The 19,646-nt window shown below is 39.9% G+C and carries 31 protein-coding genes and 1 other RNA gene; 12 read left to right on the forward strand and 20 right to left on the reverse strand.

Annotated elements, in window-relative coordinates; genetic code table 11:
* Positions 1 to 7: 7 nt before the first annotated feature.
* From IAE20_RS09850 to IAE20_RS09860, 3 genes are all read left to right on the forward strand, one after another.
* Positions 8 to 1,345: a hypothetical protein gene (locus tag IAE20_RS09850; RefSeq protein WP_200461013.1), complete on the forward strand. Its 1,338-nt coding sequence runs from the start codon at positions 8 to 10 to the stop codon at positions 1,343 to 1,345.
* A 95-nt stretch (positions 1,346 to 1,440) separates the two neighbouring features.
* Positions 1,441 to 2,367: a DUF6160 family protein gene (locus IAE20_RS09855; protein ID WP_200461014.1), complete on the forward strand. Its 927-nt coding sequence runs from the start codon at positions 1,441 to 1,443 to the stop codon at positions 2,365 to 2,367.
* A 303-nt stretch (positions 2,368 to 2,670) separates the two neighbouring features.
* Positions 2,671 to 3,657, forward strand: a complete 987-nt coding sequence (locus tag IAE20_RS09860) for an AraC family transcriptional regulator (protein ID WP_200461015.1) — start codon at positions 2,671 to 2,673, stop codon at positions 3,655 to 3,657.
* A gap of 252 nt (positions 3,658 to 3,909) precedes the next feature.
* Here IAE20_RS09860 and IAE20_RS09865 read toward each other — a convergent pair whose 3' ends face one another.
* From IAE20_RS09865 to IAE20_RS09955, 19 genes are all read right to left on the reverse strand, one after another.
* Positions 3,910 to 4,359, reverse strand: a complete 450-nt coding sequence (locus tag IAE20_RS09865; RefSeq protein ID WP_200482215.1) for a Mor transcription activator family protein — start codon at positions 4,357 to 4,359, stop codon at positions 3,910 to 3,912.
* Between the two features lie 20 nt (positions 4,360 to 4,379).
* Positions 4,380 to 4,826, reverse strand: coding sequence for a gp16 family protein (locus tag IAE20_RS09870; protein WP_200482216.1), 447 nt, complete (start codon positions 4,824 to 4,826; stop codon positions 4,380 to 4,382).
* Entirely contained in the window at positions 4,826 to 5,053 is a 228-nt protein-coding gene (locus tag IAE20_RS09875; protein WP_200482217.1) for a hypothetical protein, read from the reverse strand. The genes IAE20_RS09870 and IAE20_RS09875 overlap by 1 nt, the downstream gene beginning before the upstream one ends.
* Positions 5,050 to 5,772 (reverse strand): DUF2786 domain-containing protein, encoded by a 723-nt coding sequence (locus IAE20_RS09880; RefSeq protein ID WP_200482218.1) that lies wholly within the window; start codon positions 5,770 to 5,772, stop codon positions 5,050 to 5,052. The genes IAE20_RS09875 and IAE20_RS09880 overlap by 4 nt, the downstream gene beginning before the upstream one ends.
* A 61-nt stretch (positions 5,773 to 5,833) precedes the next feature.
* On the reverse strand, positions 5,834 to 5,983 hold the full coding sequence (locus IAE20_RS09885; RefSeq protein WP_200482219.1) for a hypothetical protein: 150 nt from the start codon (positions 5,981 to 5,983) through the stop codon (positions 5,834 to 5,836).
* Positions 5,984 to 6,295, reverse strand: coding sequence for a hypothetical protein (locus IAE20_RS09890; RefSeq protein WP_200482220.1), 312 nt, complete (start codon positions 6,293 to 6,295; stop codon positions 5,984 to 5,986).
* Positions 6,296 to 6,300: 5 nt separating this feature from the next.
* Positions 6,301 to 6,369, reverse strand: an RNA gene (locus tag IAE20_RS09895) — hammerhead ribozyme type II.
* Positions 6,369 to 6,611 carry a hypothetical protein gene (locus IAE20_RS09900; RefSeq protein WP_200482221.1) on the reverse strand — a complete coding sequence of 81 codons (243 nt, stop codon included), beginning with the start codon at positions 6,609 to 6,611 and terminating at the stop codon, positions 6,369 to 6,371. The genes IAE20_RS09895 and IAE20_RS09900 overlap by 1 nt, the downstream gene beginning before the upstream one ends.
* Positions 6,611 to 6,883: an HU family DNA-binding protein gene (locus IAE20_RS09905; RefSeq protein WP_200482222.1), complete on the reverse strand. Its 273-nt coding sequence runs from the start codon at positions 6,881 to 6,883 to the stop codon at positions 6,611 to 6,613. Before IAE20_RS09905 ends, IAE20_RS09900 begins: the two co-directional genes overlap by 1 nt.
* A 26-nt stretch (positions 6,884 to 6,909) precedes the next feature.
* Positions 6,910 to 7,413: a host-nuclease inhibitor Gam family protein gene (locus IAE20_RS09910; protein WP_200482223.1), complete on the reverse strand. Its 504-nt coding sequence runs from the start codon at positions 7,411 to 7,413 to the stop codon at positions 6,910 to 6,912.
* A complete protein-coding gene (locus tag IAE20_RS09915) occupies positions 7,413 to 8,093 on the reverse strand; it encodes a DUF2752 domain-containing protein (protein WP_200482224.1) in 681 nt (226 codons plus the stop codon). The genes IAE20_RS09910 and IAE20_RS09915 overlap by 1 nt, the downstream gene beginning before the upstream one ends.
* Positions 8,083 to 8,577 carry a hypothetical protein gene (locus tag IAE20_RS09920; protein WP_200482225.1) on the reverse strand — a complete coding sequence of 165 codons (495 nt, stop codon included), beginning with the start codon at positions 8,575 to 8,577 and terminating at the stop codon, positions 8,083 to 8,085. The genes IAE20_RS09915 and IAE20_RS09920 overlap by 11 nt, the downstream gene beginning before the upstream one ends.
* Positions 8,574 to 8,924, reverse strand: a complete 351-nt coding sequence (locus IAE20_RS09925) for a hypothetical protein (RefSeq protein ID WP_200482284.1) — start codon at positions 8,922 to 8,924, stop codon at positions 8,574 to 8,576. Before IAE20_RS09925 ends, IAE20_RS09920 begins: the two co-directional genes overlap by 4 nt.
* A gap of 4 nt (positions 8,925 to 8,928) precedes the next feature.
* On the reverse strand, positions 8,929 to 9,147 hold the full coding sequence (locus IAE20_RS09930) for a TraR/DksA C4-type zinc finger protein (RefSeq protein WP_200482226.1): 219 nt from the start codon (positions 9,145 to 9,147) through the stop codon (positions 8,929 to 8,931).
* 85 nt (positions 9,148 to 9,232) lie between these two features.
* Positions 9,233 to 10,411 (reverse strand): ExeA family protein, encoded by a 1,179-nt coding sequence (locus IAE20_RS09935; RefSeq protein WP_227610977.1) that lies wholly within the window; start codon positions 10,409 to 10,411, stop codon positions 9,233 to 9,235.
* A gap of 3 nt (positions 10,412 to 10,414) precedes the next feature.
* Positions 10,415 to 12,154, reverse strand: coding sequence for a DDE-type integrase/transposase/recombinase (locus IAE20_RS09940; protein ID WP_200482227.1), 1,740 nt, complete (start codon positions 12,152 to 12,154; stop codon positions 10,415 to 10,417).
* A gap of 2 nt (positions 12,155 to 12,156) precedes the next feature.
* Complete coding sequence (locus tag IAE20_RS09945) at positions 12,157 to 13,041, reverse strand: DUF3102 domain-containing protein (RefSeq protein WP_200482228.1); 885 nt, start codon at positions 13,039 to 13,041, stop codon at positions 12,157 to 12,159.
* Between the two features lie 8 nt (positions 13,042 to 13,049).
* Complete coding sequence (locus tag IAE20_RS09950) at positions 13,050 to 13,349, reverse strand: helix-turn-helix domain-containing protein (protein WP_200482229.1); 300 nt, start codon at positions 13,347 to 13,349, stop codon at positions 13,050 to 13,052.
* Positions 13,350 to 13,548: 199 nt separating this feature from the next.
* Complete coding sequence (locus IAE20_RS09955; protein ID WP_200482230.1) at positions 13,549 to 13,761, reverse strand: DNA-binding protein; 213 nt, start codon at positions 13,759 to 13,761, stop codon at positions 13,549 to 13,551.
* A 98-nt stretch (positions 13,762 to 13,859) separates the two neighbouring features.
* Between IAE20_RS09955 and IAE20_RS09960 the strand changes: the two genes are divergently transcribed.
* The 9 genes from IAE20_RS09960 to IAE20_RS10000 all read left to right on the forward strand — a co-directional run bounded on the left by IAE20_RS09960 (position 13,860) and on the right by IAE20_RS10000 (position 19,370).
* Positions 13,860 to 14,519, forward strand: coding sequence for an XRE family transcriptional regulator (locus IAE20_RS09960; protein WP_200482231.1), 660 nt, complete (start codon positions 13,860 to 13,862; stop codon positions 14,517 to 14,519).
* A 138-nt stretch (positions 14,520 to 14,657) separates the two neighbouring features.
* The gene (locus tag IAE20_RS09965; RefSeq protein ID WP_200482232.1) at positions 14,658 to 14,960 is read left to right on the forward strand and encodes a hypothetical protein; all 303 of its coding nucleotides are present in this window, start codon (positions 14,658 to 14,660) and stop codon (positions 14,958 to 14,960) included.
* 23 nt (positions 14,961 to 14,983) lie between these two features.
* Complete coding sequence (locus IAE20_RS09970) at positions 14,984 to 15,616, forward strand: hypothetical protein (protein ID WP_200482233.1); 633 nt, start codon at positions 14,984 to 14,986, stop codon at positions 15,614 to 15,616.
* A gap of 55 nt (positions 15,617 to 15,671) precedes the next feature.
* On the forward strand, positions 15,672 to 16,118 hold the full coding sequence (locus IAE20_RS09975; protein ID WP_320159395.1) for a M15 family metallopeptidase: 447 nt from the start codon (positions 15,672 to 15,674) through the stop codon (positions 16,116 to 16,118).
* 10 nt (positions 16,119 to 16,128) lie between these two features.
* The gene (locus tag IAE20_RS09980; protein WP_200482235.1) at positions 16,129 to 16,593 is read left to right on the forward strand and encodes a hypothetical protein; all 465 of its coding nucleotides are present in this window, start codon (positions 16,129 to 16,131) and stop codon (positions 16,591 to 16,593) included.
* Entirely contained in the window at positions 16,590 to 16,934 is a 345-nt protein-coding gene (locus IAE20_RS09985; protein WP_200482236.1) for a hypothetical protein, read from the forward strand. Before IAE20_RS09980 ends, IAE20_RS09985 begins: the two co-directional genes overlap by 4 nt.
* The gene (locus tag IAE20_RS09990) at positions 16,931 to 17,242 is read left to right on the forward strand and encodes a hypothetical protein (RefSeq protein WP_125625317.1); all 312 of its coding nucleotides are present in this window, start codon (positions 16,931 to 16,933) and stop codon (positions 17,240 to 17,242) included. The genes IAE20_RS09985 and IAE20_RS09990 overlap by 4 nt, the downstream gene beginning before the upstream one ends.
* 8 nt (positions 17,243 to 17,250) lie before the next feature.
* Entirely contained in the window at positions 17,251 to 17,799 is a 549-nt protein-coding gene (locus tag IAE20_RS09995) for a DUF3486 family protein (RefSeq protein ID WP_200482237.1), read from the forward strand.
* Positions 17,796 to 19,370, forward strand: a complete 1,575-nt coding sequence (locus tag IAE20_RS10000; protein ID WP_200482238.1) for a hypothetical protein — start codon at positions 17,796 to 17,798, stop codon at positions 19,368 to 19,370. The genes IAE20_RS09995 and IAE20_RS10000 overlap by 4 nt, the downstream gene beginning before the upstream one ends.
* Here the strand turns inward: IAE20_RS10000 and IAE20_RS10005 are convergent.
* The gene (locus IAE20_RS10005) at positions 19,348 to 19,593 is read right to left on the reverse strand and encodes a hypothetical protein (protein WP_200482239.1); all 246 of its coding nucleotides are present in this window, start codon (positions 19,591 to 19,593) and stop codon (positions 19,348 to 19,350) included. The genes IAE20_RS10000 and IAE20_RS10005 overlap by 23 nt on opposite strands.
* Between the last annotated feature and the right edge of the window lie 53 nt (positions 19,594 to 19,646).

The raw sequence follows: 19,646 nt of genomic DNA on the forward strand, positions 1-19,646 counted from the left end.
GAGTAAAATGAATAAAAAATTATTAGTACTATTGTTAATTTTAACCCCCTATACCCATGGAAATGAACTTACTGCTCTTTCCGATCATGAATTATCCAAAGAAGTTGGCCAAGGTTTATTAACCTTACAATATCAACAAGGGACGAATTTAACAGACAGTCTTGGTAATACCTACAATCAGAGCAATTTAGGCTTTTATAAATTAGGTATGGAAGCTATTGTTGAGTTAAATGCAAATATTAAAAAATTACAATTAGGCTGTGGGGGGGATAATGGTGCAGGGGCATGTGATTTGGATATTGATAATCTAGCATTAAGTGGATTGCCCAAAAACTCTGATGGTACAATTAATTATAATTACACATCCAATGATAGAACATCTTCTTCAGCTAAGATTACCAATCCTTTTATTCAATTTGCTATTAAAAATCCTGGTAGTGCTGCAACTCGGGAAGTTTTAGGCTTTCGTTTAAGCGCAGAGCAAATTGAAGGTCTTTTAACATTAGGAACAGAAAATTCATCTACACCAAATGGATTAAATAGATTCAGTGGATATATGAAGACAAAAGAAGCAAGTGGGGTTGCAACAACAGGAGCCCGCACCATGACTTATAATGATACGAATATGGCAATAAATGGTATAGTGCAAGGTCGATTATTAGGCAGTAGCTCAGGAACAACTTGTAAAGATGGTTTTTTGGACCCTTGTTATAATATATCGTATTCCTCTAAAGACTATAATCTAAATCTATCTTCAACAAATGCTCCATTTACAATAGGTTCTACTGTAGTTTCTGGAAATAGATTAACTACAGTTAATTTAAAAGGTAGTGGAACTGTTGAACGTATAGACTTTTCAGGAAACTTAGTTGCTACGGTAGCTGGATTTTTAAATCTGAATAAAAATGTTACCGGTAATATTACTGGTCTGAAAACAGATATTACAGTTAATCAAAACTTGGGATTAATACATGCATTATACCTACAAAATCCTGCTTCTTTATCCTTACAAAAGAGCGCTGTGCTTTGGCCTGGAGCTGCTGCTGCTTCACAAAAAGGATGGTGGTTGGCTATGGAAGATCAAGTTGAACTCGGAAGTCTTAGCCCTACAACTCAAGTAGCTATTACCAATGCGGTACTACAGCAAACGATTGCTGGTATTAATGCTGATTTAACTAATAATCCACGTAATTGTGGTAATCTTTTGACTGGTTGTGTTGGAGGATCTGATCTGGTAGTAGGTAATGTTCCTATGACTACAACACTAGACTTTCCTCTTACAAATCTAACCTTAACAGGTCAAAATTTTAAACCAAACTGTTATGGAAGTTTGAAGTTTTGTTGATCAGCCTTTAGTCGGATAAAAACTTACACACTACTTCAATTACTGTAGTATGTGTAAGAAGTAACCAAATTGTATTTGTCTTAAGGATTAGGACAATGAAAAAAAATAAAATACTGGGATGTATAAGTTTAATATGCTTTGCACCTATGATTATGGCTATGCAGCCAATGGATGACCAAAGTCTTTCAGCAACGACAGGACAGGACGGGATTAACATTGGTGTAGGCATGAGTAAAGTCCAGTTTAATCAGATTTCTCTGATTGATACCAATGGTATTGCCAATACATCTTATGGATCTCGGGCTGGAATGACCCTCGCGAGTACAACCAATACCCCAGTAACACTTAACTTTAGCGGCGCTAATAATTCTCCGACTTTTAATATCGTGGTAGATACAGATGCTGGTGCCAATAATAAAGCATTTGCAAATCTAGCTATTTCATTTGCCAATCAAATTACAGGTCTAACGCTTTCACCATTTTCAATTTATTTAGTGGGAACTAATTCAACTTCGAGTATAAGTAGCTCCAAATCTATATTTACTGGAACTAGTCTAAATAGTGATATCAAAGAGTTAATACGGGTTGGTAGTAGTGTTAATGTAAATTTTATTTCTGGTAATTCGCCAAAAATGAATATTCAGCTCGGCAATGCTCCGCAGGGGCATATGATCCAGTTTGGCGGCGCCATTGGCTCTATTTGTAGTGGGGGGTGTCCGATTACACTCATTTCAGATAATTCAGGTGCTGGTGCTTCTTTTACAGTGGCTTTAAAAGCAAATGATACAACCAATGGTTTCTTACTAAATAACTTTTATGCAGGTATAGAATCAGGTGGTTTTGTATTTGGAAACACGGGTACTTCAAGTAAATTGGATGCAAGTTTAAGTACGGTCACCTTAGGTACGACTGGGCAGAGTAGTTCTACTGTTTTTAATGGTATACAAAATGGCCCGATCGGTAATATCGGTGCAGTAGGGGCATCTGTTACTGATTTAAAAGTAAAAATCAGTGGTATGTAGCAGTTCGTTGATTTATTTTGTTATAAATTGAACGTATATTTATACCATTGAATAATAGCTAAAGAAATTTATAACGGTATTCTATCCCATAAAGTTTTTGAGCTGCTATTTAAGATGAATAGAAGATTTGGCTAAACTTGATTGAATCATTTCTGATACTCAGTTATCTTGGGATTTAGGATTTAAAGTATATTCATTGAATATAGTGGATGAGTGAAAATCAAAAGAATAAAAATTTAGGGTTATTATGGCAGACATTTTGCTTTATCAGGGATAGTACGTAAATTAGCTAGGTGAAAGGTTATGGGCCCACTCAGCCAAGAAATGGATTTAAGCCATCGCTCATGTGAAGCAGATTTTGCACAGAGTTTAATGTCAAATATTTGTGGCGAACATCGTCTGGATACCATATCTCGCGATACTCTCAATTTCCATTATGATGGGATGCGCTTACCGCATAAAAAATTGGCAATAGGTACAATTAGCTATGGTGCGAACGTTGCCATCAATATTTCTCATTTAAAGGCGTATAGTATTAGCCTGCCTATTCATGGACAGCAAACTTTAACCAAGGCCGGTGTTCATTACCTTTCAAATGAGAAAAGTGGATTGATCGTTTCCAACGCTGAATGGCAAGATCTGGTGATAGATAAAGACTGCAAAAAATTACAGGTTGTTATTCCAGAAAAAAGTTTACATGTAGTTTTAGCTGATTTGCTGAAACAACCGGTTGATAAGCCTGTTATTTTTAATCCAGAAATGCATCTTGATTCAGAACAGCTGATCGGGACGTGGTGGAGTAATATTCAAAATTTTTTACAGCTCAAGTCGCAGTATCATCATTTTTATGGTTTACAGATGTTATCTGAGGATTATGAAAATTTTATTATTAAGGCTTTACTTTTATCGCAGGAAAATAATTATTCTGCGGCTTTAAAGGCATTATCAGGTCAATATATTCCTGCGTATCTTAAGAAAGTTGAAGCTTTTATCGTAGAACATGCCTGTGAGGATCTGACTATAGAAGATCTATATGGGTTTGTGGGCATATCTAAATCAAAGTTGCATGATGAATTTCAACAGTTTTATGGCATGAGCCCGATGTCCTATTTGCGTAAATATCGTTTGCAACAGGTTTATAAAGTGTTAAATCGGGCCGTTGAAGATCAAAAAATTTCAATTTCAAAGCTTGCTTATGATTGGGGGTTTACACATTTAGGCCGTTTTTCGAGTGCGTATCGTGAAGAGTTTGGTGAAAGCCCAAGTGACACCAAGCGTCGAAAATTGTGATTAGAATAAAGGCAAGCTGTTACTGCCTTCTGATAGCTGAATATCCAGATTAAGTTCCTGAAATAAATCATTCACTACGTGCGCTAGAGTAACTCTGGATAGGTGCATGGACTGATACCTAATAATATAAGTAATAGAGAATTTTGAGATAATTGTGGGATTTGGTGGGATAAGCTGGGATTAAGTGGGATGAAATTTGAAAGGCTTTTTCATATTATGAAGAAAAAAAGCGGGCTGGAAAAGTCCGCTTTTTTAATCAAACAAATCCAGATTATGATCCTCGTGAAATTTTAGCTTTTCATCATTATTCACAATTGATCGTATTCTACGCATGGTTATGCCAAATTTGCGAGCGATTTTTGGTTTAGAAATTTTCTTATCTGACATATCACGGATCATGCGGTTACGCATAGCCATTGTAATAGGCCGTCCCATTGGAATTTCAATGGTGTTATTCCCCAGTTGCTCTGCAAGCAACTGGAGCTTATTTAGGCCTATTACTCCAGCAATATCATGCTGAATGCCTAAAGCATGTTTATGCGGGATAAAAATGCTAGTACCGCCATAGGTATCAATTAAATTTAAGGCTTGAGGAATGCCCACTAACTTTGCAATGAATGCAAAATTTTTAGGCATAAGCGAAATGATTTCTTCGTCTGTAAAAACTTGCTGTGCATCAGTAATGTGTGGACGATATGACATTTTAAGCCTCCTTAGATTTATTATTCGATTGGTTCTAGGCGTTCAATGCCGCAACGTTTGCACCATTGGCGTAAGTGAGTAATGATCATGTCTGCATGCTTGCTGCTCAGAAACTGAAGTGCGCTGACATCTACTTTATTTTCAACAAATTTAGCCAGAGCTTTTTCGCTACTGTTACGAACTTGACCAGCTTCATGAAGTTGTAGCCATAGGTGGCGGATTAATTTGCTTTGTGGATCGTTGGCCAGATTTTTAACTTCAGATTTAGGCTTTGAATCGACCACAAAGCCAAGTTGTTTCATACGATCCAGCACAGCTTCAAGCTGTGGGATCGATAGTTGTTTTGAGCTGATTTTACCTGTGCAGCTTTCTAAAATTTCACGGTAAAGCTCGTCGTCCAGACCTAGTTGAGTCTTGCCCACATGAATAAGCTGGATCAGTTTGGATTTTTTATTGAATTTAGCCATTACCAGAATACTCCTTTAGCTGCATCAGCAAGTCCCATCAAAGCCAGTACTGCGAGACACAAGGATGATCCAGCTTTAAGACCATAAGCTTTACGTTCAAAAACAGTTTGACCAGTAATTTTTCGTGCAGACCACGCTTTTTTAGCTTCAGTGCAGCAAGTCACCAAACCGATTGCAAATACAGCAAACAAAGCTAATACACTCAAGCAATTCATAATTTCGGTCATGATCCTGCTCCCAACTTTTCAAACTGTTGACCTGCATTCATCCCATGATTGATTTGTGCATCTTTACCAGCCTCACGACCTGCCCAAAAATCATTTAAGCTACGCGATGAGTTTTTATTGGTTTTCTCATTACGGTTTTTAGGCTCAAATTTTTTTAGCTCTGTCGTTTTACTGAGATATGCGTCAATCTGTTTCAATTTTTCCATGTCTGGTTTGATACGACGTGCTTGCTCTGAAGCTTCTAAAACCCAACCCTCACAAAATAGATCAGCACGTTTAATCTTATTAGCGCGAATAGTTACGCGCTTTAAAGTTGTGCTGATAAATGTTGCACGTGCCTTTTTCAATTGGCGGAATAAAACATCAAATGCATAACTTGCAATTTCTGATGCTGGATCGAAGCCAACAAATGTCCATATTGCTGAGACTTTCGCACCTGAAGCTGAACGCTTTACTGTATAGCTTAAAAACACTTTGCACCCCATAAGTTTAGCGATGGATTGAGCCAGTAAGGTTTCAAATACAGGTGGTTTATGTGCGCCACTACCAAAAATCTGATTTTCGACAATACCTAGTAATTCAGCATCATCTGCATCGATGTTGTACTTCTCCATTAATGCTTGCGCCTGACGCAAAGCGGTAGCTGCTTCGTGTTGATTGGCTGATTTACTTAAAGCCAAACACTTTTTAATTTTTTCAATGACTTCTTTTTTATTCATGGAATTTCTCCAATACTTAATTTGATGTCTTCAGGTAAATTCTCTAAATCTTCAATTTCAATCATTGATGTTCACCATATTTTTTTGCACCACATTCACATTGATAAAAACCTTTCAAGTGAAAACTAGCTGTGTGGGCAGAAACTCTAGTGATTTCTAAATTTTTGATAAATTTCCATTTATGGCGATTGCCTAAAGTACATTTTTTCATTTAGCGTGCCTCCACTTTAAAATCTTCAATTTCAATATCTTCAATGTCATAAAAGGACTCATTTTCTGAATTTTCTATTGAGTCCTTTTTCCATGAAGGGTGAATTACTCCAAAAACGTCGCTATTTGATCTGGCATAACCGTTAAGTACGAGTCTTGCTGCTGTCTTGTAAATATCATCAGAATTTTCGACGTAGTATCCACAGTCGCATACTCCTTCGATATCTTCTGGTGTTGGATTTGATGCCCATTCAGCAAGCTCTATTTCAATCTGAGCCTGAACAGTTATTGTCACTAATTTTTTAACACCCATATTCTTCTCCGCTGCTCGTCAGTACCAGTCAACGACGACTGGCAGACATAGGCACTAATGCCTATGTTTCGCTTCATGCTTCAAACTCATCTACAGCACGTTCACCACTTTCTATGTGCGCCTTTAATTGCTTAAAAAGCTCAACCGCTTTAACGTTGTAATTCCCCCAAAAATGTTGTTCAGCAACTGTTTGTGGTTTAAGAGGGTGGTTATATTCAAGCTGCTCTTGAGCTATTTCCTCTAAATCAGAGATTTGCTCATCCAGCTCACCTTTGCGTAACTGTGTGCAAAAATCATTAATATCTATCGTTGACATTAGTTCACCGCCTCTTTAAATGCTTTACCTGCTTTAAAAGAAGGTACTTTGCTTGCCGCAATTTGTAGTTCTTCGCCAGTTTTAGGGTTGCGGCCTGTACGCGCAGCGCGGTCTTTTACGCTGAATGTACCGAAGCCGACCAAGGCGACTTCTCCGCCATTTGCCAAGGTGTCAATCACACCTGTTTCAACTGCCTGAAGAGCAGCTGTTGCTTGTGCTTTGGTTAAGCCTGCGGTTGTTGCGATGTGGTTAATAAGTTCTGACTTATTCATGGGTAAAATTTCCTGTTATTTAAGATTCAATGTGCTGCTGTTGCAGCTGGGTCAACGGTTTCAATTTCATAGCCAAAGCTATTTTTGGGTTTCACAGTTGCGCCTATTTCGGCGAGTTGCTCTGGTGTAAGTTGTTTAATTGCCTCCTTATCAGGTTCGATTTTTGTACGAATGCATTCTTCTAGCTGAAGCTGCTTTAATACTTGGCATGTAAAAATTGGGTCTGGAATTGACACTGTGGTTGATAGACGATAACCAACAGAACCATGTGTCAATTTTTTGGTTTTGACTTTGGTAAATTCGGTTTTACGGTGGTCACAAAACTCCTTCAGTTGAAGTTCATGGGCTTTGACTCGTTCCAAAAGTGGAGCCATTTTTTCTTTAGCTTGATTTTTAATTTGATCGACCTGTTCATTGCAGGCAGCGTCTTCAAGTGCGATGTCGCGCTTGAGGTCGGCTAACTGTGCTAGGGTCTGGTCAACTGCCTCCCAACTTTGTAGTTGAGGCTCTTTTAAACTTGTACGTGCCATTAGTTTGATTGCTCCTGTTCTGCCAATAGGCGTTCAAAACATTGGTTGTGGGTCTCATTTTCACGACGGTTTTTTGTGACGTGAGCAAAAACCTGAGACTGTGGAATATTGTTTAAAGTGCGGTTGGTTTTAGGCTTGTCCGCGTTTGCTTTGGCAACCAGATCAGCCATTGATACTGCTGCGGGTTCAGTTTTGAGACGCTCATGTGCCTTAAGTTCTTGCTCACGTTCATAGAGAGATTTTTCAGTGACTAAAGGTGGTTGCTCTTTTGTCCAAGTTTTAGCAACTGGTGCAACATGTTGGTCTGGTTTGTATGAGGTAATGACCTTATATAAATAGTTGTGATTTTGAAGGGGGGTATCCAATTCACCACGATCACGACGTTCAAGCATGATATTAATTGCCCATACCCAAGCAGACTCTGGCGCAGGAAAAGTCTGGCGATTGAACTGGATCTGCTTAGATTGAATTTGTGGTGTAATTTCATTTAAGAGATTTAAAGCACGTTCAAACTTCAAAGCGCGATTTTGAGAACGGAATAGACCTAAATAGTTAATTAATGGCGTACCAAGTTTGCCGTGTAATTTAACAGCAGCTGCAAATGCCTTTGATGCTTCACTAAAAGCAAGTAAGGCATCAAGGCTGGTGGTACTTCCGCATGTTGGGCAATTAGTCTTCATGGCCGAGCACCTTAAAAGAGATCACCCAAACCCACGGATTTTCTTTCCATGAATCACTGCCGTTTATGTGTTCCCATAAATTTTTAAAGGCATCTTTAGGGTTTCTATATGCGCGAAAACGCATACATGCCTGAGGATGTGGCGCGCCACGATATTCATCAAAAGGCCCATATTTGACGCATCCTTCAGCAATCGCATCCTCATGTGAAATGTCATGTAAACAAGCAACACGGATACTTGTAATTTTTAATGCTGTTTTGCCATTTGCCCAAACAACATCGCCATCCATATATGGACATATGACTGTGCGAACATGTTGGGTATCTAGTAAATCCGTTGGAATTTCTTCAATTGCAATACCATCGCCACCCCATCCAATAATTGTTCCGTTTGACTCGGGTTTAATCACTCGACGAGTTTGAAATTTTTCACCATCCAAAATCGCTTGATGCAATTCCTCAGTGAACTTCAGTGTTTTTTTCATACAGTTGCCCCTTGAGCGGCTGCACACATCGCTTTAAAAACATGGCATGTTAAAAAGCCGCCACCAGCACTCATGCCAGCTCTTTCCATTTCAGCAGTAGGTTTCTTAGGTACAAGCACATAATCACCGCTGACCAACTTGTCTAAATCCTTGGCAAAGTGGGCGCGTTTTTCATCTACCGTATTTTGTTTAGACCAGTTTTGATAAGCCTGTTGAACCGCTTCTAGCTCAAACTTGCCATTATTGATTTCAAAAATTTCAAATGATGTGTACTCAGTCGCAAGGTCTGCATAAACAAGAGAATCTGTAAAAGCAGTTTTAAATTGTTCAATCAGTTCAATTTTCATCGACTTATCCTCTGACTCTGAAGTTTCTGTTTTGTGCTTCAAAACAGGTTTGACATTCGGTGCAGCGTGTGACACCGCCAATTTTTCTGCGCTGTTCTGGAATATCGACGCCGCAGTCTTCACATTCGTAGTAGCTGTGCGCTGTAAACTGCGCACGATTAGCAAGTGATTGTTGAAGTTGTTCTTCGCTGAGTTGTTCAGCAATATCTGCAAAATCAGCCATGACAACCTCCCATTGAACTGATCAGCACAACCGCAGCAGCTGCGAACCAAAAATTCAAAACAAGTACATTTTTTAGGGTCATTGATCACACTCCCATGATCACGTGACGGTCAATCACAGGTGCGCCCAATTCAGCTGTGGCATTCATTGCACCTGTGATCAAGTTGCCCACAGCCAGCGGATATAAAAGTGAACGCTCAACTTTGCCGTTGCCATTGGCTTGAGTCAGACGTTCTGCAATCGCATAGATGCCGTCTTCTGTGATGATGTCTGATAACTTTTTATCCGTAGCTTTGATGCGATGCTGTAAGTACTGCTCAAGACCTGTGCTGGTCAGTGGTTCAAGCGTGATGTTTTCACAGCGTTGAACGACTTCGCGCACATGCGGATTACGCTCTGAAAGTTTGTTGGCAAGTTCGGTTTGACCGATCAGGATGATCGAAACCAGATTTTTAAAACCGCTTTTCAGTTCAAAGAAGCGTTTAAGGTGCTTCAATGTTGGGATTGGAAGGCTGTGGGCTTCTTCAATCAAGATCACATGACTATTGCCTGCGAGTGATGACTCTTTAAGAAGATTATGGACTTGGCGAAATCGCGCTTCAGCCGAGCGCAACGGACGTTCCTGACCGCTTGAAATAGTTTCAATAATTGACTCGGCAATATGACCAGATTTGAGGGTTTTGCCTTTGATGTCATTATCTTCTGTACCAATGATGTACGGTTCAATCATGATGATCGGTAAATGTTCACGTTGAATCCGATCTTCAAGATCAAGGCGCAAGGTTGTCTTGCCTGACCCAGATTCACCACTTACAGCCACAAAGCCACCGAGCTTGGCAGTTTGGTACATGGCTTGACGAACATAGTTAATGTCGTCATTGAGAAAAAGCTCATCATGCGACTGAACTTCACCAGTGAATGGGTTAGAAAGTAAACCAAAAGCCTTTCTGGCTTCTTTGGTCAATGTTTGTTTTGCCAGTAGCATGATTTCTTCTTCCTCTTTAGCATTCTCGCGTTGGGCTGAAACTGTTGGTATTGGTTTGAGTAAGGCAAAGGCAGCATCAATGCTGGTTTGTTCGATGCCTTTGTTTACTAAAATGTCTGTAATGAGGTGTTGAACATTTTTAGTTCGTTTTGGAAAAATCGCTTTATGAATCAACAAACTTAGTGCTGCGCTTGATAGCCCAATAAGCTTTGCAATTTCGACTTGACTGCAACCCGTTTCCTCAATAAGTTCTTTTAATGTCTTGATTTTTGGTGACATGTTTTATCCCCCCACAACTTTGAGCGTAGGACGCTTAGGTGTTTTAATTTCATTGGCGATTTCTCGAATTACATCTGCTGGAACTTGTCCATCTGGATAGGTCATTTGCAGCGCTTTGTAGTGGTCGGGTGACCAAAGATCACCGACTAGACCACGGATTTCTTTTGCTGCTTCAAAAATGGTGACTGGTGCTGCTTGGCGACGTTGCTGTGGTGTCGTCATTTGTTCGCCAGCACGGGTGATATAGGTTGGAACTTCTACTGCTTTGACATCTGCCATGACATCGACTTGGCCTTTATAGGCGGTATGTTTTTTTGCAATGGCTTTGTCGACTTGTTCCAATGTGTCTGCGTCATAAGCTTTCTTAAGAATGCTTTTACGCTTGGCATCGATAGAACTTTGTGGCATCGCTGTTGGTATTTCACCAATAATGGTTGCATCATCTCTAAAGCCGACCCAATCGGTTTGCATCGGTTCACAAGTGATGGCAATTTCTTCACCATGTTGGTTAATGATGAGTACATCAATGGCTGGCGCACGGTATGGATTGACCACGATTTTGAGCTTGGCTTTTGGATAGACACCATCGATATGGCGCACGTCATAGTCATGTTGACCATAACCTTTAATGCTGTAGCTAACTGTGAGGTTGCCTGTGACAGTACGCTCGACTGGTGTTGTGCTAAGTAGCTCTTGGCAGAGTTCCAAAGGTGGTGCTATGCGAAGTTGTTGTGGTGAAATGGTTTGCCAAACTGCATTACGAGTACGTCGAGTACGGCTATGAATCTTGGTTTCGTTCCACATCATGCGCCATTGTTCAGCTGCTGCATTAAGCTGACCAATATTGCCAATCTCCATAAAACGAAGACGACCTTCAAATTGGGTTTCGACAATATTCTGACCATTTTCAACTGAACCCTTTGCACGTGAGTTGCTTGTGGCATGTGGAATAAATGTCACATCAAGGCGATCTAATAGATTGGTAAACAAGCCTGCGGTGTTGGCTGAACCTTTATCTGCATACAGAATAAAAGGCACACCATGCATCGGTTCTTGAACCGAACGTTTTTGGATGCAGTTTAAAAATGTCTGAATCAGATTTTCTGAGCTTTCACTACCGTAAACATATTCAACATAAATCGAGCCACTAAAATGATCGGTAATGACATAGCGAATCACACGGTCATTTTCGATTTTCTTAATATTCGCAGGTTTGTTTTTGTAGAACTTTTTCTCGTCCATGACCTGCATACCACCGCGTGGTAAATAAAACAGGACACAAACTGAGGCATCAATTTGCATAACATGGTTCGGATGCAATGACTTTTGCTGAGTGTGCGCTGTCGGTGTCGCCAGTTGCTTTGGATGACACATGTTTTGTTTCATGACGCGTGCAACGGTTGCAGCAGAAACTTTAGGCGCTTTACCATCGGCCACCAAGATTTCCAAAGCGGTAGTGACGGGTAACGTTTTTTTACCATTGGCACGGGTGGCAACATGCACCATACCGCCGATCTGCTCGGCAACTTCGGCAGAAACTACTGATTTGCCTTTATCTGAACGTTGTTTACGCTCTGACTTGAATCCAACTATTTCTAATTCACGGTAAAGCTGTGGACGACTGATTTTTAAAGTCTCACATGCAGTTTTAACGATGTCAGCTTTCTCACCAAACTTAGCAGCAGTAAGTTTGGCTGCAATATCACGTATATAGTCTTGTTTTGCTAAGTTTGGAGTCGTCATGATTAAGACTCCAATTCTGATGCTGGATCGAGTTGAGTTTGGCTGACTGACATCCACTCAGGATTGACCATTGCTTCAAAATCAATCTGAATACCAAGGTCTACACTAGTTTGTGCGATTTGCTGAAATGCAGCGACAACATTGGCTTCAAGTTGTTCTTGTATGTTGTATAAGCCATGTTCTTCAATGGCTGTGAGTACTGAATTAATTTCATTGACAAAACGCACGGTATTGTTGTGCATAGTGAGGCATGCAGCATGGAGGGTTTCAAGTGAAGATGCTGTGAGCTGTTGCTGTTCGGTTTCTTGCTTTTTAAGGATTTGCGCCTGACTGGTAGACTTGCTTAACTCTGTATCCAGTTTATTGATCTTTTGGTCTTTACTTTGAATCAGTTTGTCTTTAGCTTCACTGTCCGCCTTGGCTTCACGTAATGCTAATTTAAGTTCGCGTACAGACATTGTTTCAATGCTGTCTAAATTGACATCACCGATGCTGCCACCTTGATCTAAAAGCTCGATTTCATCATCATCAAGCATAACCAATTCTAAAAGTTTGGTCTGATTTCCTGCTTTTTGCAAAAGCGAATTCGAGTTCGTTTTTGAGAATTTCAAAACCGCCGACATGAACTTTTGAGCCATACGTGGTGTGAAATTTAAAATTTCAATACGTTTATTAAATTCACCATGTGGAGTTTGCTCTTTGATCAAAAGAAGACGCTTGCCAATCTCCATGCAAGACTCGACGGTACGCTGTTGATAAAAGCGAACTTCATCTTCTAAAGCACCTAACGACAAAGACCCTTCATATCCAAGTTGAGCAGCCAACATGCCAATTTTCTTTGCATAATCAGAAGCAATCACTTCAGTTGTTTCTTGATCTAAATCCATGTGATACCTCAAATAGTGACGCTGGTGCGTTGTTCAAATTCAGAGATACGAGCTTTAGCGCGTTCAACTTCTTGCAGATGTGATTTGGCCATCTGAACCATTGCTGCACTGAGTCGGTAAGTGCCGTCTTCTTCTTGCTGTACTAAACCTTCTTCAGCTAGAGTTTGTAATGCACGAGTGATGGTGGCTGGTGGTTCGTTCAGATGCTGTGAAAGCTTCTGGTTCGTAATGCCTTGTAGGCTGTTGCCGCGCATAGCTTTTAAAACTTTCAGCACTTTTGATGCTGACTTATTGATAGGCGTACTCATTTAAGAATCTCCTTACCTGTATGCATGGAAAGCTCTTTGCGTAGGATTTCATTGTCTTGTTCTGCAAAGAACCAGCCTAAAAATGCAAATATCATTAGTCCGAATATGAGCTTATTTATCAGTCTTATAGGATCATTCATGACACTTTTTCCTAAAATTAATTTAAAAAGGGTTAAAAAAAGGTAAAAAAGCGGTTAATCTATTCGACAGATACAGGTGATGGCTTAAGTCCCAATGCAACTGCAATCTCATGCCCTTTGCCGTAAAGTCCTTTTCTAGAACCATTTAGAACGCGATAAACGTCATTTGGGTTGAAGTTATGGTCAATTGCGAACTGCTTAAGCGTTTTTCCTTGAGAGTTTAGGTTCTTTTTGACCTGTTCAGGTGTTAAAGCAACTGCATTCTTAGACATTATGAGTCTCCTGTGGTGTTAATATGGTGTATATATGCACCCTTTTAACTCGATAATAGTCCATATATAACCATATATCAACTTATTTAAGGTCATTTATGAGCAATTTACTTGCAGAAAGATTTAAATCTGAAAGAAAGAGGTTAAATCTGAGCCAAGAAGGTTTGGGGAATCTAATCGGTGTGAGTGAATCGAGCATAAAACGCTGGGAAAATGGTGCTGCAATACCAAGTGATAAGCTCACGCTATGTGCAGAACAGGGTTTAGATATTCTTTATATTCTTCTTGGGCAAAATTTGAATAAATCATTAAATAAGCGATCTGAATTTGAAACGGAATTTGATTTAGTGAATGTTTATGATGTAAAAATTTCTGCTGGGCATGGATCAATCTGTTCGGGTGATGCGAAACCAGTGTCACGTTTAGCATTTAGAAAAGATTGGCTACACAAAAAGGGTTTGAATGCAAAAGATTTGTTAATTGTCTGTGCGACTGGTGATTCAATGATCCCTACTATTCAAGATAAAGAAAAATTGCTTGTAAATTCAGCAGATAAGGAATTAACAGATGGTTTTATCTATGTGATTCGTAATCAAGATAATTACTGGGTTAAGCGTATACAGATACAGTTTGACGGATCACTATTGTTGATTTCTGATAATAAGTTATACCCTCCAATGCAGTTGGATTTAAATGAGGCTTCGGATATAGAAATTATTGGCCGCTGGGTTCCATCAAGTCGTAATGCATTTTATTAAAATGGAAATAAAAAATGATGCCTTATGACAATTGGTTTACAGGAAAGAATGCAAGATTTAGATTGCATTTAGGCCTTTTTATTGCTGCTGTTTGTGGGGCGTTAAAATTTCTTGATTGGGTTTTTAGGTAGCAACAAAATGAATATTAATCTTAGTTTTTGGATTCCGATCATTGTTGCAATTTCTGCATTGTGGGTCTATGTAGATGCCTCTAGTCATAAAATCGGAAAAACACCTCAAAAGGGATTTTTTAATATTGGTGCTGGCTGGTGGGGTGTGGCTTGTTTGTTTTTCTGGATTATTGCATTTCCATGCTATTTGTATAAAAGAAATGATTTGATAGAGTTAGCTAAGGTTCATCCTGTCGAGCCTAAAGCAAGAGGAATAAAGATTGGATTCTTCGCATTTATTTGTTTGCTTAGAATAATTTTTTTATTTTAATATTTTATCACTAGGATTTGACGATGAATAAGGATTTTGAATGGGTTAAGTGGGTTGGGCTTTTTGCGGCGATCACAGTCATTGCGGCTTTTTTTTATATTAAAACAGATGGTAATGACTCAACTAACACGGATAGTTTAAATGCAACTAAACAGTTAGAAAGTGAGGAAAGTAGTTCTAATAACCAAGTGCATAATCCTGATAAATCATTTGATCAAAATATTGATGAAGCTGCCCAAGCGATGGTTGAAGCTGACCAAGAAGCTAAAGAAAAACAAAATAATCCACCTGTTTATCAAACATTAAGTGTTGAGCAAACAAAAGAATTTATTCAGCGAGTTGAAAGTCTTCGTGATGAAGATTTGACTATTAATCTTGAGTATACTCCTGATGTAGCAAGGCAAAGTAGAAAATATAATGCCTTGTATGATGAGGCTGAAAGTATTTATGGTTCAACTGATATTGCGAATGCTTTGAGATATTGCACGGTGTTTGTGGATGCAGCACGTGATCTTTGGCGATTAAGATATTCACCTTCTAAAGATGCTGCATTTAATAAACATGCGATAAAGATCAATCTAGATACACTTAAAGATGCAAAACAGGGATGTCTTGAAGATGTTCAAACAAAAGTAAACGGAAACACTTCCGCCTAATATATGAAGAGTTAAAAATACATTATGACCTCATCATTTGATGAGGTTTTTTATTGTGTCAAAACAAAAATATATCCTTTCCAAACTCAGTCTTTCACGGCTTGAAGGGGTTCACCCTGAGTTGGTTAAAGTGGTTCAACGTGCGATTCAACTGACCGATCAAGATTTTATGGTAGTCGAAGGTGTTCGTTCCAAAGAGCAATGTTATATCAACTACGGCAAAGGCCGTACAGCAAGCCAATGCAAAGCCAAAGGTGTGCCGATTAAATATGCACAGCCCAATTTATCTAAGGTGACATGGCTGAATAATCCTTTAGCCAGTAATCATGTAACGGGTCAAGCAGTTGATTTGGTTCCATATCCAGTGGACTGGAATGATCTTAAAAAATTCCAAGTTGTTGCAAATGCCATGCAAGCCGCAGCTAAAGATTTGGGTGTGAAACTGAGTTGGGGTGGTAACTGGAAGACTTCAAAAGATTACCCACATTTTGAACTGGCATAAGGAATTGGTGATGAAAAAAACTCAACGTAAAACGCCACATAACATAGTGCCGTCACCTCGTATTGATCCAGTTGTTCATGCTCAACTCAATTCCAAAGTTGATGAATTGACCTTGCAGTTGGCTCAAGCTAAGCAAGATCAATCTGAGCAAGCCAAACGTCATCAAGCCCGTGTGACTGAGCTTAAAGCTGAGAATGCGAACAAACCTGAGCCAATCATAACGGAATTTGTAGGAACTGATCATACAGGCTTTTTGGTGAGTAATTGGAAAACTGGCTGGAAGTGGATCAGTAACTGGATGTTTGTTCTGATCGGTTTTATTTCAGTCTACGGTGTACCCACTGAAATTTTGGCTCTTATTCCAGAGGCCAGCCAAGGCAAAGTGACTGCAATTTTGGCGATTCTTGGTTTTATTTGCCGATTCATTAATCAGAGTAAGCCTAAGCCATTGCCTCCAGTAACGGAGGATTTATGACAATACAACTGGAAGTCTATCAGTTCATCATGATTCTAATTGCAGTACTCAGTACTGTAATTGGAACTGTGAAAATCCTTTGGTCACGTATTGAAAAAAGTCTGGATCAGAATTTCTCGACCACCAATCAAAATATTGATGATGTTGCCAAACAAGCAGCCAAAGGTCAGGAAGAAGTCCGCGCTTTAGAACGTCAGTTTTTGGAGTTTAAAGCAGACATGCCATTTCGCTACATCGCACGGGATGACTATATCCGCGGACAAACTATTATTGAAGCAAAGCTGGATGCTGTAGCTGAAAAACTTGAAAAAGTACAAATTAAACAAGGGGTTCAATCATGAGTTTTGAAATTCAAAAAGCCCGTCGTGAAGGCATGCGCTGGCATATTTTAAATGCACTGGATAAAGCTCGTCCCCTTGGGGCAATGGATGCGCTTTTATTGGATGTAATGCGCGCACTTTATCCTGATACAACTGCACAGGAATTACACGTTCAGCTGGATTATCTTCAGGAACGAAAAATGGTCGAAATTACCAAACGTCCCGATGGTCACTGGCATGCAAAGCTGGATCGACTTGGGATTGATTGTGTGGAATATACGATTGACTGTCAGGCTGGTATTGCCCGTCCAGAAAAGTACTGGAACTGAGGTGATTTATGGCACGGGAATCTTCAATTGATCAATTGGCGGATGATGATAAAGCTTGGTTAGATAAGCGTTTTATGGATCAGGGTTTTTGCGGCTATGAAGAAATCGCCAAGATTCTGCAAGAGCGTGGTTATAACGTCAGCAAGTCCAGTGTGCATCGCTATGGTCAAAAAGTAGAACAAAAGCTTGCGGCTGTTCAGGCGAGTACACAAGCAGCGATGATGATTGCCGATGCTGCTCCCGATGATAGCGACATGCGTAGCTCTGCGGTTTTATCGCTGGTACAGACTGAATTATTTAATGCTTTGGTGGCATTGCAGGAATCAGACAATGAGGAGGCTGATCCAGCAGATCGGATCATGCTGATGGCTAAAGCTGGCAAAGGCATTGCTGAAATTGCCAAGGCTTCTGTGAATCAGAAAAAATGGGAATCAGAAGTTAAAGAGCGTGTTCAAGCTGCGGCTAAGGCTGTCGATAAAATTGCTAAAAAAGGTGGTTTGTCGGCTGAAACTGCGGCTGAGATTCGTAAACAGATTTTAGGTATTGTCGACAAATGACCATTGATCAAGAGCAACATCCAGACTCACCCATCCAACTATTAACGCCAGATTTTGATAGCGAAGTTCCTGCGGTTTTATTGCCCTATCAACAGGAATGGATTGCTGATAGAAGTCCACTCAAAATTGGTGAGAAGTCACGTCGTATTGGTTTGACATGGGCTGAAGCTGCGGATGCTGCACTTGAGTGTGCCAGTGACCGTTCTGCGGGTGGGCAAAACTGTTATTACCTTGGTTATAACAAGGATATGACAGTAGAGTTTATTCAGGCTGCTGCGATGTGGGCGCGTGCTTATGGTCTTGCTGCGGCTGAAGTTGAGGAAGGCATTTGGGAAGATGGCGACAAGCATATTCAGACCTATATTATTCGTTTTCCTAAATCTGGTTTTCGTATTGAAGCATTAACCAGTCGACCATCTAACTTACGTGGTCGTCAGGGTCGTGTCATTTTGGATGAAGCGGCATTCCACGAATCACTGGATGAATTGCTCAAAGCTGCATTGGCATTATTGATTTGGGGCGGTTGTGTCCGTGTGATCAGTACCCATGATGGTGAAGATAATCCGTTTAATGAGCTGATTAATGAAATTCGTTCGGGTAAGCGTAAAGGTGTAATTTACCGTACCACTTTCCGTGAGGCTGTGGCGCAAGGTTTATATAAACGGGTTTGTTTGCGTAAAGGCATTCCTTATAGTGCTGAAGAAGAAGCCTTGTGGATGCAGGAAGTCTATGATTTTTATGGTAGTGCGGCCGATGAAGAGCTGGATGCCATTCCAAGTAAAGGTGGTGGTCGCTGGTTGCCACATTCATTACTGGAAAGTAAGAAAGACGATACGGTTCCTGTCATTCGTTTTGAAGCTCCTAAAGGCTGGGATGATTTTGATAAAGTCAGTGAAGAAACCCGTAATGCTGAGGTACTGGAGTTCTTTAATGAACAGCTGCTGCCGATCATTGAAACAATACCTACCAAGTTTAAAAGTTTTTATGGCTTGGATTTTGCTCGTAAACGCAATGCCTGTTCGTTCTGGCCTTTAGTTGAACAGCAAAATACCAAAAAGAAAATCCCGTTTTTATTTGAAATGTTTAAAGTTCCCTATAAACAGCAAGAGGAATTTTTAAAACTGATTGTTGCCAAATTACCAAACTTTAGTAAGGCAGCCCATGATGCTGGCGGTAACGGTGGTTTCTTAGCTGAAGCGATGCAAGTCATTTATGGTGAGCGTGTTGAAGCCATTATGCTAACTGAAAGCTGGTATCGGGAACATACGCCACATTTTAAGGCTTCACTGGAAGATGGTGATATTGAGAATATGCCTGCCGATCAGGACGTGATTGAAGATCATCGCGCATTTGTGATGGTCAATGGTGTAGCTCGTATTCCAGCGATGGGTAAAACCAATACCAATAATAAAGACCGTCATGGTGATAGTGGTATTGCGCACCTGCTAGCTGATTATGCAGCCAAGAATCCAAGTGCGCCTATAGAATTTACTCCGCTTCCATCCCGTGAGGAGATGGATTTACATCCAGATGATTATGATGGGTGGTTTAGCGAGAATGGGTGTTATTAATCAAAATATTATATTTTCCTTGAAAAACATGATCAATAGCTTCCATATATTCCTTAGCTAGTAATGATTTTGTAATGTCATAAACGTTGGGTAAAAAGTAGTCAATATTACCATCCCTATCTACTGAAATATCAATAATTTTTATAGATGGATCATAATCTGGAAGCTTACTAATTTCAGCATTAACTTGCTCTAGGAGTTCAGTTTTTTTTATAGATATCATATTGCTCTCTTTAAAAATGAGGGTTGAACATGTACTTTATGTGTACCTTGCTG

The sequence above is a fragment of the Acinetobacter sp. S54 genome (genome assembly GCF_016624945.1).
In the GTDB taxonomy this organism is placed as follows: Bacteria; Pseudomonadota; Gammaproteobacteria; order Pseudomonadales; family Moraxellaceae; genus Acinetobacter.

Bases quoted from the DNA above. Each gene is read 5' to 3' on its own strand.
- IAE20_RS09930 (WP_200482226.1), bottom strand. From the start codon at position 9,147: ATGGCTGATTTTGCAGATATTGCTGAACAACTCAGCGAAGAACAACTT.
- IAE20_RS09880 (WP_200482218.1), bottom strand. From the start codon at position 5,772: ATGAATAAAAAAGAAGTCATTGAAAAAATTAAAAAGTGTTTGGCTTTA.
- IAE20_RS09970 (WP_200482233.1), top strand. From the start codon at position 14,984: ATGAATAAGGATTTTGAATGGGTTAAGTGGGTTGGGCTTTTTGCGGCG.
- IAE20_RS09950 (WP_200482229.1), bottom strand. From the start codon at position 13,349: ATGAGTACGCCTATCAATAAGTCAGCATCAAAAGTGCTGAAAGTTTTA.
- IAE20_RS09960 (WP_200482231.1), top strand. From the start codon at position 13,860: ATGAGCAATTTACTTGCAGAAAGATTTAAATCTGAAAGAAAGAGGTTA.
- IAE20_RS09925 (WP_200482284.1), bottom strand. From the start codon at position 8,924: ATGAAAATTGAACTGATTGAACAATTTAAAACTGCTTTTACAGATTCT.
- IAE20_RS09915 (WP_200482224.1), bottom strand. From the start codon at position 8,093: ATGAAGACTAATTGCCCAACATGCGGAAGTACCACCAGCCTTGATGCC.
- IAE20_RS09900 (WP_200482221.1), bottom strand. From the start codon at position 6,611: ATGTCAACGATAGATATTAATGATTTTTGCACACAGTTACGCAAAGGT.
- IAE20_RS09870 (WP_200482216.1), bottom strand. From the start codon at position 4,826: ATGGCTAAATTCAATAAAAAATCCAAACTGATCCAGCTTATTCATGTG.
- IAE20_RS10005 (WP_200482239.1), bottom strand. From the start codon at position 19,593: ATGATATCTATAAAAAAAACTGAACTCCTAGAGCAAGTTAATGCTGAA.
- IAE20_RS09885 (WP_200482219.1), bottom strand. From the start codon at position 5,983: ATGAAAAAATGTACTTTAGGCAATCGCCATAAATGGAAATTTATCAAA.
- IAE20_RS09855 (WP_200461014.1), top strand. From the start codon at position 1,441: ATGAAAAAAAATAAAATACTGGGATGTATAAGTTTAATATGCTTTGCA.
- IAE20_RS09985 (WP_200482236.1), top strand. From the start codon at position 16,590: ATGACAATACAACTGGAAGTCTATCAGTTCATCATGATTCTAATTGCA.
- IAE20_RS09955 (WP_200482230.1), bottom strand. From the start codon at position 13,761: ATGTCTAAGAATGCAGTTGCTTTAACACCTGAACAGGTCAAAAAGAAC.
- IAE20_RS09980 (WP_200482235.1), top strand. From the start codon at position 16,129: ATGAAAAAAACTCAACGTAAAACGCCACATAACATAGTGCCGTCACCT.
- IAE20_RS09910 (WP_200482223.1), bottom strand. From the start codon at position 7,413: ATGGCACGTACAAGTTTAAAAGAGCCTCAACTACAAAGTTGGGAGGCA.
- IAE20_RS09905 (WP_200482222.1), bottom strand. From the start codon at position 6,883: ATGAATAAGTCAGAACTTATTAACCACATCGCAACAACCGCAGGCTTA.
- IAE20_RS09945 (WP_200482228.1), bottom strand. From the start codon at position 13,041: ATGGATTTAGATCAAGAAACAACTGAAGTGATTGCTTCTGATTATGCA.
- IAE20_RS09850 (WP_200461013.1), top strand. From the start codon at position 8: ATGAATAAAAAATTATTAGTACTATTGTTAATTTTAACCCCCTATACC.
- IAE20_RS09995 (WP_200482237.1), top strand. From the start codon at position 17,251: ATGGCACGGGAATCTTCAATTGATCAATTGGCGGATGATGATAAAGCT.
- IAE20_RS09940 (WP_200482227.1), bottom strand. From the start codon at position 12,154: ATGACGACTCCAAACTTAGCAAAACAAGACTATATACGTGATATTGCA.
- IAE20_RS09990 (WP_125625317.1), top strand. From the start codon at position 16,931: ATGAGTTTTGAAATTCAAAAAGCCCGTCGTGAAGGCATGCGCTGGCAT.
- IAE20_RS10000 (WP_200482238.1), top strand. From the start codon at position 17,796: ATGACCATTGATCAAGAGCAACATCCAGACTCACCCATCCAACTATTA.
- IAE20_RS09875 (WP_200482217.1), bottom strand. From the start codon at position 5,053: ATGACCGAAATTATGAATTGCTTGAGTGTATTAGCTTTGTTTGCTGTA.
- IAE20_RS09920 (WP_200482225.1), bottom strand. From the start codon at position 8,577: ATGAAAAAAACACTGAAGTTCACTGAGGAATTGCATCAAGCGATTTTG.
- IAE20_RS09865 (WP_200482215.1), bottom strand. From the start codon at position 4,359: ATGTCATATCGTCCACACATTACTGATGCACAGCAAGTTTTTACAGAC.
- IAE20_RS09860 (WP_200461015.1), top strand. From the start codon at position 2,671: ATGGGCCCACTCAGCCAAGAAATGGATTTAAGCCATCGCTCATGTGAA.
- IAE20_RS09890 (WP_200482220.1), bottom strand. From the start codon at position 6,295: ATGGGTGTTAAAAAATTAGTGACAATAACTGTTCAGGCTCAGATTGAA.
- IAE20_RS09935 (WP_227610977.1), bottom strand. From the start codon at position 10,411: ATGTCACCAAAAATCAAGACATTAAAAGAACTTATTGAGGAAACGGGT.
- IAE20_RS09965 (WP_200482232.1), top strand. From the start codon at position 14,658: ATGAATATTAATCTTAGTTTTTGGATTCCGATCATTGTTGCAATTTCT.